This window comes from Kitasatospora sp. NPDC056783, from assembly GCF_042789895.1.
GTDB lineage: Bacteria > Actinomycetota > Actinomycetes > Streptomycetales > Streptomycetaceae > Kitasatospora.
This window is the reverse complement of the sequence record NZ_JBHUAF010000312.1, coordinates 1-10,250: the sequence shown is the minus strand read 5'-3', so window position 1 is coordinate 10,250 and position 10,250 is coordinate 1. Positions and strand designations below refer to the sequence as shown.

Here is a 10,250-nt window from a genome sequence, read left to right as displayed (position 1 = left end):
GTGCCGCCGCCCGCTCGACCCGGGCGAGCATGTCGCGCGGGAACCACAGGCTGCTCGCGCCCGCGAGGGCGACGGCCGCGGCGCCGGTCAGCACCGGCACGATGCCCACCCGGGCGGCGAGCCACCCGCCGACGAAGGCGCCGACCGGCAGGGTGGCGGTCAGCACCGCCTGGAGGAAGGCGTTCACCCGGCCCAGCAGATGGGCGGGGGTGACGAGTTGACGCCCGGTGGTCATGGCGATCGACCACACGGTGGCCAGCAGCCCGAACAGCAGCTGGTACAGGACCAGGACCGGGAAGGACAGCCCCAGGGAGGCCGTCGGGATGAGGAAGAGCGCCGCCCCGGCGCCCACGGCGCACCACCGGATGGCCCGGGCCATGCCCAGCGCCCGGGTGACGGAGGTCGCGACGAGCACACCGGTGCCCATGCCGACGGCGTACCCGGCGTAGACCGCGCCGAGCTGCCACGGCGGCAGCGCCAACTCCCGCTCGGCGTACAGGACGAACAGACCGGCACCGGCCCCGCCGCCCAGGTTGAGCCCGGCCGCGGCCAGGGCCTGCCGGCGCAGCAGGGTCTCGCGCCGGATGACCGCCAGGCCCTCCTTCAGAGCCTCGACGCGCGATCGCGCTCCGCCGCCCGCCCCGTGCGGCGAGTGGTTCAGCGAGGCCGGCAGCGCGAGGAACAGGGCCCCGCCGACCAGGTAGGCGGCGCATTCGACCAGCAGCGCCGGAGCCGGGTCGACCAGGCTGACCAGCAGACCACCGAGGGCCGGTCCGCCGATCAGGCCGATGGTCCGGGCCCCGGTGAGCGAGGAGTTGGCCGGCAGCAGTCGTTCCGGCGGCACCACGCGGGGCAGGCAGGACTGCGCCGCGACGCCCTGGACGGAGGAGAGGGCGCCCGAGGCGGCGGCCGCGGCGAACAGGTGCGGCCAGGTCAGCCCGCCCAGCGCGGCCGCGAGCGGCACGCTGCCGATGGCGGGCACCTGGAGCCAGGACACCGAGACCAGCATCCGGCGCAGCCGGGCGCGGTCGACGGCGACGCCGATCAGCGGGCTGAGCAGGACACCGGGCAGGTAGCTCATCGCCATCAGCGCCGAGGCGCCCAGCGGCCCGGCGCGCAGATGGACGATGGCCAGCAGCGGCAGTGCCAGCGCGGTGACCTGACGCCCCACCGAACCCGTCAGCTGCTCCGTGATCAACAGGAGCAGCGGACGGCCGCGCCGCGGCGCGGGGGCGGACGACTCCTCGGCCGCGGGTGATCTCATGTGTTCGGCCTCCTGTGCGGTCATGTGCGGGAAGCAGAACACGAGGGGTCCGATCGTTCGAACACCCTCGTCGATCCGGATCGGCGAACGCGCCAGGACGTTGGTGCCCAAGGGCTCGGGGGACGTGCCGGACGATCCGGTCCTGACCGGCGCAGACCGGCTGCGGTACGGCCGCGGGGGACGGTCCGGTCCGGCGCGGAGGATGGCCGAAAGCGGCCGCTCAGGCGGCGGAGCCCGCCGGGCCGACGACCAGCCAGTGGGCGGGCAGGTCGATCCGGGCGCCGTCGGGGCCGGACTCGGTGGTGGTCAGCGGCAGCTCGCCGGAGGCGAGGACGGCGAGACCGGCCGCGCGGAAGAGTTCCGGGAAGGCGGCGTCCGCGACCTCGGCGGGGGCGAGACCGTGGGAGAACACCGGGCGCAGCTTCGGGGGCGGGCCGCCCGGGCCGCCGCCGAGGCCGGTCAGCACGCCCTTGGCCGCCTCGGAGAGTTCGACCACGAAGGCCCGGCCGCGCACCCCGAGCAGGGCGGCGATGGCCTCGGCCACCCGTGGCCGGTCGGCCGGCTCGCTCTGGTGGATCACGCCGCGCACGTACACGTTGGCGTCGCCGAGGCGCTCGTACAGCGCCCGCACGGCCCCGGCGTCGGTGGCGTCCAGCCGGGTGTACGCGGCCCGCCCGGCCGGGTCGCAGCGCCGGGCGAGGTCGAGGGCGGCGGCGGACAGGTCGACCCCGAGGACGAGCGGGAAGCGCTCGGCGAGGAAACGGGTCTGGGTGCCGTTGCCGCAGCCCAGGTCGACGACCGGCAGCGCCGGGTCGAGCAGGTGCGGGCGGAACAGCGCGAGGTGGCGCTCGGCGGCGAGGGCCGGCTCCGCGTCCCAGATCACCGAGCCGGGCTCCTCGGGCGCGTCGCGCCAGAAGCCCTCCCAGGCGTCGCGGTACCGACTCGTCACGCTCATGGCGGGGACCTCCGGATGTCACGCAAGGTGTCTGGGTCGTGTCTATCGGTACCGGGCCCGGGCGGCAAGCGCGCGGCCGGCCGGAGTCAGTCGTGGGCGCGCGCCTGGCGCAGCAGGTAGGCGCCGGAGGCGGCGGCGAGCACCGCCATGCAGGCGGCGAAGACCAGGCCGGCGTGGGCCAGACCGACCGGCCCGGTGAGCAGGCCCACCCCGATGACCGGGATCGAGATGCCGAAGTAGGCGACCACGAACAGCGCCGAGAGGGCGCCGCCGCGGTGCTCGGCGGGCGCGACGGCGGCGACCTCGCCCACCGCGCCGCGCAGGCCCATGCCCTGCCCGGCGCCGCCCACCAGGGCGCTGAGCACCAGGGGCGGGAGGGCCTCCCAGGCGAGCGAGGCGGCCAGCAGGGCCAGTCCGCCGATCAGTACCAGGCAGCCCAGCGGGATCGCCCGCGCGGTGCCGAGCCGGGGCACCAGGAGCTGGCCGAGGGTGGAGGCGAAGAAGGCGGTGAAGACGACCAGGCCGACCACCGCGCGGTCGTGCACGCCCAGGCCGGTGGACAGGAACGCGGGGCTGACCGAGGTGAACAGGCCCAGCAGGGAGAATCCGGCGAAGGCGGCGACCCCGGCCGGCACGAACACCCGGCGGACCTCCGGCGGCAGGGCCGGCCGGTCGGGCCGGGCCGTGCGCAGCGGGCGGGCCCCGGCGACGGTCTCCGGCAGCAGCAGGGTGAGCGCGAACGAGACGGCGAGCAGCCCGAGGTGCACGGCGAACGGCAGGACCAGCGGACGCGGCGCGTACTGCGAGAGCAGGCCCGACAGCAGCGGCCCGCAGCCGAGCCCGCCCATGTTGGCGGCGATCGCGACGAAGCTCGCCCGGGCCGGGCGGCCGGGTGGCGCGAGTTCCAGCACGTACGCCGTCCCGGTGCCGGTGAACAGACCCGCCGAGAATCCGGAGAGCAGCCGGCCCAGGCACAGGGCCGCGACGCTGTCCTCGGTCAGGAAGACGACGGCGCTGGCGGCCGAGCAGGCCAGCCCGCAGAGCAGCACGGGCCGGCGTCCGACGGTGTCGGAGACGTTGCCGACGAGCAGCAGCACACCGATGACGCCGAAGGCGTACACCGCGAACACGACCGTCACCGTCAGCTCGGAGAAGCCGAGCTTCTCCTGGTACAGCCCGTAGAGCGGGGTGGGCAGGGTGGTACCCGCCATGCAGACGGCGAAGGCGAAGGCGGCGACGAGGTGGCCCACCCGGGCGACAGCGGGCCGGGCGGTCCGGCGATCGGTCATTCGCCCACCATAGGCGCGCTCCCCGCGCGCGGGCCGTGCCGTGCGGGGGAGCGCTGCGCCGGATGGCCGTGCGGCCGTGCCGCCGTGCCGGCCCGGCTCCGGACGCCGGGTCAGTCGGAACCGGGCCTCCGGTCGCCGTCGCTCCCGGCCGGGCGGGGCGCGCCCAGCGCGCCGAGCACGGAGTTGTCGAGCGGGCTGGCGGCCAGCCGCTCCAGGACCCGGGCACACGCGGTGCGCAGGCCGCGGCCGTGGCGGCGCGCGTCGGGGAGAGCGGAATGGAACGCGGCGAGGACGGACATGCGGTTCACCTCCGGGGCGACCTGCGGGCCTTGCAGGTGTGGTGCGTCCAGCTTCCGCCCCCACGCGCCCGCCGGGGCCCGGATTGACGGGCTGCTGACACTCCGCTGACGATCTGCTGACGCGGCCGGTCGGTGCGGCGGTCCGAGCGGGCTCGGACCCGGTGCGCGGCCACCCGGCCTCGGGCCCGGACGTCGCTACCCCGCGGACGCCCGCTCGACCTCGCCCTGACGCATCCAGGCGATGACGTCCAGCACCCGCAGCACGCCGATGTCCTCGCCGATCCCGGCCTCCGCGCGGAGCTCCGCCAGCCGGGCGTGGAGCGCCCCGCCGTCCGCGCGCAGGGCCTCGGCCAGCGACGACCAGAAGGTGTTGTCGACCTTCGGCCGCCGGAAGAGGGTCTTCACCCGGATGTCGTAGACCGGTACCAGGTGCGGCCGCTTGCGGGCCAGCAGCTTGCCCGCGACCGTCGCGCCGACCCCGTCCGGCTTGCCCGGGTGGGTGCCGCGCGGGTTCGCCAGCCGGTCCCACAGCTCCCAGGCCGGCCCGTCGGGGGCGATCAACGGGGCGTGGGCCGGATCCTCCAGCCGGGCGTCGCGGGGGATGGCGGACAGCAGCCGGTGCCAGTGCCCCCGTGGGTCGGTGAGCAACTCGACCGCTCCGTGCGCCTCGACCGAGACGCTCAGCATGGTGATCGCGACCAGGTCGTCGGCGGTGAAGCGGTCCGCCGTCTCCGGGCGGTCGCCGCCGCCGGCGAGCCGCTCGAAGTGGGCGCCGGAGTAGTACGCGTCGCCCTTGGCCCGCCGCCTGGTGAAGTACTCGCGCAGCAGGGCGACCGAAGCCGCCGTGTCCTCGAACACCGGCGGAATCCACAGCGCCGTCATGAGAGCCCCCTGTCGGTCGTGCCCGGTCCGCGCGTCCGGTCCCGTGTGCCCGGTCGCGTGTGCGCGGGGCCAGTGTGGCAGAGGGGACCGACAGGGCGTCGGCCGGTCCGGGGGCCCGCGGCCCGGTCGGCAGCGTGCCTGAAGGAACCCCTCCGGTTCACTGAACCGGCAAGGGCGGGAGGCCCGTTGAGCAGGACGGGGCGCACGGATCGTCCCCGTCGCATCGGGAGGGGCCGCGTGGGGAAAACCCTCCGCCCGACCGGCCACCGATCGATACCGTCATCCGGTGACACCCGGCGCCCGCCGAGTGCCACCGACCCGGAAGGAGCGTGAGTCCCGTGAACGGGACGGGGGAGGGGTCCGGCGCGGCGGCGGACGCGTCGGAGGTGCGGGACTTCGTCGCGGCCCTGGTCCGGGCGGGGGCGCCCGACGCGGCCGGGCCGGCCGGGCCGGCGGTGCCCGAGGGGACGGCGGAGGAGGTGATCGCCGTCGCCCGGCGGCTGGCCCTGCGCGCGGCGCCGGAACGGCGGTGGCGGCCCCGGCCCGCGCCGGTGCTGCTCCGCGTGGCGAGGGCGCTGGTGGTGGACGAGCACCCGTCGGCAGCGGAGTGGCCGGTGGCCGAGCGGCAGCGGCTGGCGCTCTGGGTCGCGGTGCTGATCGAGCACCGCGGCGAGGACGGGGTGCAGGAGCTCCTCCGGGAGCTCGACGAAGGCTGACGGCCGCCGGGCCGACGGCGCGGGCGCCGTCCACCGGGGCGACGGCGTGAGCGCCGCGGCTCACGGCCGGACGGGGCCTAACGACCGGCCAACGGCACCGGGCCCCCGCCAACGACGGCACCCCGGGCCGGGCGGGGTGCCCAGGACGGCCGGCGTTGGCGCGGCCTTGGTGCGGACTTGGCGGCCTCCGGCAGGGTGCTGTCACAGCCACCGCCGGGATGTCCGGCCGGTGCCCAGCATGCCCTGCCCGTGTCCAACGTGCCCTGCCCGTGCTGCGCCCCCTGCCCGAACCGAGAGGTAGCGCGTGTCGAAGCCGTCCGTCGCTCAGCCCACGTCCGTCACCCCGTCGTCCGAGGACCCGGCGGACGCGCCGGTGGCCGCCGCCCCGGCCCGTCCGACCCTCGACCCCGAGACGCTCGCCGAGATCCACCGGTTGCACGGCGGCTACCTGCTGCGCGCGCTGATGCGGGCCACCGGCGGGGACCGCGGCAAGGCCGAGGACATCCTCCAGGAGACCCTGCTGCGCGCCTGGCAGAACCCGGAGGCCCTGGCCGCCGGGCCCGAGGCGAGCCAGCCGTGGCTGTTCACCGTCGCCCGGCGGATCGCGATCGACCACTACCGCCGGGCCGCCGCCCGCGCCCAGGAGGTGTTCGGCGAGCCGGTGGAGGACCGTCCGGCCGCCGACGACCCGTACGACCGGGTGGTGGTGGCCCGGGACATCGCGCTGGCGCTGCGCCGGGTGCAGAAGCACCACCGCGAGGTGCTGGTCGAGCTCCACCTCAAGGACCGCTCGGTGCTGGACGCCTCGGCCCGGCTGGGGGTGCCGCCGGGGACGGTCAAGTCCCGCAACTTCTACGCGATCCGGGCACTGCGCCCGGTGCTGGCGGCGGAGCACGGGTACGCCCCGGCGGAGCCCGGGACGCCTTCGGCCGCCCGCTGACCGGGCCGGGGCCGCCCCGGCGCGGCGTGGTTCAGTCGTCCGCCGGCCGTCGGCCGGTCCGGAGGCCGAGGGCCTCTTCCAGGCCGATGGTGAACTCGCTCAGGTAGCCCGCCTGGCGGTCGACCGAGCGGAAGCGGTCCAGCGCCGAGCGCAGCCGGACGCCCACCTCGGGCCCCCGGCCGCGGGCCGACAGGTGGGCGGCGTAGGACTGCTCGGCCACCGCGTGCAGGTACGGCAGCCCGGCCTCCTGGCACGCCGCGAGCAGCCGGTGCCAGGCGAGGTCGGCGGCCTCGTCGCGGACGGTCGGCGGGAGGGCCTGCGCCTCGGTCAGCAGCGACCACAGGTGGACCTGGGTGACCGGGGTGGCCGGCAGCAGCTCCCGGGCCTCGCGGGAGAGGCGCCGGGCGCCCTCCCGGTCCCCGACGGCCAGGCTCACCCAGCCCTGGTGCACCGTGGCGTCGACCAGCCGCCGCCGGTCGCCGTGCTCCCGCGCGAGCAGGGTGGCGGAGGCCGCCAGTCGCCGCGCCTCGGCGGAGTCGCCGAGCATCGCGGTGACCATCGCCAGCGTGGCGAGCGCCCGCACGCGGACGGACCCGGCCGCGGGTCCGGCCGCGGACTCGACGGTGGCCACCGCCCGGCGCGCCGCCTCCGCCGCCTCGGGACGGCGTTCCAGCGCCACCAGGGCCTGCGCCCGGCAGTGGAGCAGCAGCGCGACCGCGACCGGATCGCCGCACCGCTCGGCCGCCTCCAGCCCCGTGCGGGCGCAGCCGAGCCAGTCGGAGAAGCGGCCGGCGCCGTAGTACAGCGAGCCGCAGGTCAGCGCGAGCCGCCAGGCGCGGGCCGGATCGGTGTCGGCGGAGGTGACCAGCGCGCTGATCGCGGGCTCCTCGGCGTCGAACCAGTCGAGCGCGGCGCGGATGCCGGCGGCGGCCGGTACGGCCCGCGGCGGATGGGCGGGCGGGCCGGTGTCCTCCTGACCGGGGTCGAGGAAGGAGCCGCAGTGCTGGAGCGCGGCGAGGTAGTAGTCGGCCAGGCGCTCGTGGAGCAGCCGACGGTGCCGCCCGGGCCGCTCCGCGAGCAGTTCGGCGCCGAACAGCCGGACCAGGTCGGTTCGGGCGTGGCGGCCGGGGGCGGCGCCGGTGAGCAGGTGGTGGCACTCCAGTTCGCCGACGGCCCGGTGGGCGGTGGCGGTGTCGGCGGCCAGCAGCGCGGCGCTCGCCGGGGTGTCCACCTCTCGTCCGGGGTGGACGGCCAGGGCGGTCAGCAGTTCGGCCGCGGCGGGGGAGAGCCGACGATGGGTCAGCCGGAGTCGTGCCGCGACGGAGAGCGTGCCGTCGGCGTCCAGGACGGCCAGCCGGGTCCGCTCGTCGGCGAGTTCGGCGACCAGCCCGGCGACCGTCCGGTCCGGCCGGTCGGCCAGCCGGGCGGCGGCGATCCGCAGGGCGAGCGGCAGGTGGTCGCAGAGGCCGGCGAGGCGGGCGGCGGCCTCCGGTTCGGCGCGCAGCCGTTCGGGGGTCAGGGCGCGCTCCAGCAGGTGCAGGGCGTCGTCCTCGGGCAGCGGACCCAGGTGCAGCACGGCGGTTCCGTCGAGGGTGACCAGGTCCTCCGGCGAGGACCGGCTGGTGACCACGGCGGTGCTCTCCGGGCCCTCGGGCAGCAGGTCGGCGACCTGGTCGGCGTCGGCGGCGTCGTCCAGCAGCACCAGCAGCCGCCGGCCCCGGGTGTGCTCGCGGTAGCGCGCGGCCCGGGCGGCGTGCCCGGCGGGAACGGCGTCCGCGGGAACGCCGAGCGCGCGCAGGAAGCCGGCCAGTACGTCCTCGGGTCGCGCCGGGTCCGGGCCGAGGCCGCGCAGTTCGGCGTGCAGCAGGCCGCCCGGGAAGCGGTCCGCGACCCGGTGCGCCCAGGCGGTGACCAGCGCGCTCTTGCCGACCCCGGCCGGGCCGACCACCAGCACCGGGCCGCCTCCGGCGCGGCCGCCCCCGGAACGACCCGGCGCGCAGGCCCGGTCGAGGCGGGCCAGGTCCGGGACGCGGCCGACGAAGTCCGGGTGGCGCCTGGGGAGCCGGCGGGGCACGGTCGAGGGCCGCGGGGCGGGCCGGGCGGCCGGGGCGGTGGCGGCCTTCGGCTCCACCGCGCGGTCGTCGGCCAGCACCTCGGCGAGGGCCGTGCGCAGCGCCGGACCGGGGTGGATGCCCAGCTCCTCGTCCAGCCGCACCCGGGCCCGGTGGTAGGCGGCCAGTGCCTCGGCCGACCGACCCGCCTGGTGCAGACAGCGCATCAGCAGGGCCACCAGTTCCTCGCGCAGCCCGTCCGTCCGCACGCCCTGCTCCAGCAGCGGCACGGCCGCCGCCCCGGCGCCCTGACTCAGCCGCAGTCCGGCCCAGCCGAGCAGGGCGGCGGTGCGCGCCCGCTCCAGCCGGTCCACCGCCGCGGCGCGCAAGGGGGTGTCGGGCAGATCCGCCAGCGCCTCGCCGCGCCACAGCCGCAGCGCCTCCCCCAGCAGCGCGACCGCCTCGGGTCCGGCGCCCGACTCGATCAGCTCCCCGGCCGCACCGGCGAGTCGCTCGAAGCGCAGCGCGTCGACCGCGTCGGCCGGGCCGGTCAGCAGATAGCCGGAGTCCCGGGTGCCCAGCTCGAACGGCGTGCCGGCGAGCACCTTCCGCAGCGCGGCGACGTGCCCCTGGACGGCGGCCCGCGCGCTGGCCGGAGGCTGCTCGTCCCACAGCAGCTCGCACAGCTGGTCCACGCTGACCAGGTGCCCCAGCCGCAGCGCCAGCAGCGCCAGGACGGCCCGCCGCTGCGCGCCCGCCACGCTCGCGAAGCCGTCCGCCCCGACCCGCAGCTCCACCGGCCCGAGCAGCCGAATCCGCACCAGTACCCTCCCCTCACCGCACGCCGCGCCGCGCTCCGCGAGGGCCGTGCGGCCCCCGGAAGTGGAGCAGTTTAGTGCGAGCGCGGGTTCCGCCGGAGCCGGACGGCCGCTCCCGCCCCCGGTGGACGCGGCCGGCCCGGCCCGCGGTCGCGGGCGGGAGCCCCCCCGCAGGGCCCGACCGGGCGTTCGGCGCCCGGTCGGCCCTATCCTCGAACGCCGGGACGTCGTCGGCGGGGGAGGAGAAGGGGCGCGTGCACATCGATCTGCTCGGACCGGTGATGGTGCGGCGGGATGACGGCACGGTGGTGACGCCCTCGGCGCCCAAGCGCCGGGCGCTGCTGGGCGCGCTCGCGGTGCGGCTGAACCGGACGGTGGCCACCGAGGAGCTGATCGAACTGGTCTGGGAGGGGTGTGCGCCGCCCACCGCGCGGGCCGCGCTCCAGGGCCACGTCGCGGCGCTGCGCCGGCTGCTGGACGGCAGCGGGCTGGAACTGGGCACCCGCGGCTCCGGGTACCTCCTGGCCGGCGAGCCCGACCGGGTCGACGTGCTGCGCTTCGGGCGGCTCTGCGAGCAGGCGGGCGTGCTGCTCCCCGAGCCCCCCGGGCCCGCCGCTCCGGCCGCTCCGGGGGCCGCCCCGGCCACCCCGGCCACCCCGGCCACCCCGGCCGTCCCGCCGACCGGCGCACCGGCCGCTCCGCCGGTGGGCGCGCCGCAGGACCCCGCACTGCCCGTGCTGCGCGCCGCGCTGGACCTGTGGCACGGTCCGGCGCTCGCCGACTGCGGCTCCGCGCTGCTGCGCGAGCGGACCCTCCCGGCACTCACCGACCTGCGGCTGCGCGCCCTGGAGCGGATGGCCGACGGCCTGCTCCGGGCCGGCCGGGGCGGCGAACTGGCCGCCGAACTCGCCGAGGCCGCCGACGCCCACCCCGCCCGGCAGCCGCTGGCCGCCCGGCTGGTGCGCTGCCTGGAGCAGGACGGGCGGAGCGCCGAGGCGCGGGAGCACTACGAACGCGTGCTGGCGCGGCTCGCCGG

General features: G+C 77.6%; 9 protein-coding genes. 3 read left to right on the top strand and 6 right to left on the bottom strand.

Features of this window, described 5'->3' with window-relative positions:
* The 5 genes from ACFRMQ_RS31325 to ACFRMQ_RS31305 all read right to left on the bottom strand — a co-directional run.
* A partial coding sequence (locus ACFRMQ_RS31325; protein WP_380734094.1) for an MFS transporter occupies positions 1–1,264 on the bottom strand: 1,264 nt, incomplete at its 3' end.
* A gap of 220 nt (positions 1,265–1,484) precedes the next feature.
* Positions 1,485–2,219 carry a class I SAM-dependent methyltransferase gene (locus ACFRMQ_RS31320; RefSeq protein WP_380734093.1) on the bottom strand — a complete coding sequence of 245 codons (735 nt, stop codon included), beginning with the start codon at positions 2,217–2,219 and terminating at the stop codon, positions 1,485–1,487.
* A gap of 86 nt (positions 2,220–2,305) precedes the next feature.
* Positions 2,306–3,508, bottom strand: coding sequence for an MFS transporter (locus tag ACFRMQ_RS31315; RefSeq protein WP_380734091.1), 1,203 nt, complete (start codon positions 3,506–3,508; stop codon positions 2,306–2,308).
* Between the two features lie 110 nt (positions 3,509–3,618).
* Positions 3,619–3,807, bottom strand: a complete 189-nt coding sequence (locus ACFRMQ_RS31310) for a hypothetical protein (RefSeq protein ID WP_380734090.1) — start codon at positions 3,805–3,807, stop codon at positions 3,619–3,621.
* Between the two features lie 195 nt (positions 3,808–4,002).
* The gene (locus tag ACFRMQ_RS31305) at positions 4,003–4,689 is read right to left on the bottom strand and encodes a DUF6308 family protein (protein ID WP_380734089.1); all 687 of its coding nucleotides are present in this window, start codon (positions 4,687–4,689) and stop codon (positions 4,003–4,005) included.
* Between the two features lie 338 nt (positions 4,690–5,027).
* Between ACFRMQ_RS31305 and ACFRMQ_RS31300 the strand changes: the two genes are divergently transcribed.
* The gene (locus tag ACFRMQ_RS31300; RefSeq protein ID WP_380734087.1) at positions 5,028–5,405 is read left to right on the top strand and encodes a hypothetical protein; all 378 of its coding nucleotides are present in this window, start codon (positions 5,028–5,030) and stop codon (positions 5,403–5,405) included.
* Between the two features lie 304 nt (positions 5,406–5,709).
* Complete coding sequence (locus ACFRMQ_RS31295; protein WP_380734085.1) at positions 5,710–6,345, top strand: sigma-70 family RNA polymerase sigma factor; 636 nt, start codon at positions 5,710–5,712, stop codon at positions 6,343–6,345.
* A gap of 31 nt (positions 6,346–6,376) precedes the next feature.
* On the opposite strand, the gene ACFRMQ_RS31290 is transcribed toward ACFRMQ_RS31295, so the two are convergent.
* The gene (locus tag ACFRMQ_RS31290) at positions 6,377–9,217 is read right to left on the bottom strand and encodes a BTAD domain-containing putative transcriptional regulator (RefSeq protein WP_380734084.1); all 2,841 of its coding nucleotides are present in this window, start codon (positions 9,215–9,217) and stop codon (positions 6,377–6,379) included.
* A gap of 251 nt (positions 9,218–9,468) precedes the next feature.
* Here ACFRMQ_RS31290 and ACFRMQ_RS31285 point away from each other — a divergent pair.
* Positions 9,469–10,250 (top strand): BTAD domain-containing putative transcriptional regulator (locus tag ACFRMQ_RS31285; protein ID WP_380734083.1); only part of this gene is annotated, 782 nt, incomplete at its 3' end.

Bases quoted from the DNA above. Each gene is read 5' to 3' on its own strand.
- ACFRMQ_RS31310 (WP_380734090.1), bottom strand. From the start codon at position 3,807: ATGTCCGTCCTCGCCGCGTTCCATTCCGCTCTCCCCGACGCGCGCCGC.
- ACFRMQ_RS31315 (WP_380734091.1), bottom strand. From the start codon at position 3,508: ATGACCGATCGCCGGACCGCCCGGCCCGCTGTCGCCCGGGTGGGCCAC.
- ACFRMQ_RS31305 (WP_380734089.1), bottom strand. From the start codon at position 4,689: ATGACGGCGCTGTGGATTCCGCCGGTGTTCGAGGACACGGCGGCTTCG.
- ACFRMQ_RS31320 (WP_380734093.1), bottom strand. From the start codon at position 2,219: ATGAGCGTGACGAGTCGGTACCGCGACGCCTGGGAGGGCTTCTGGCGC.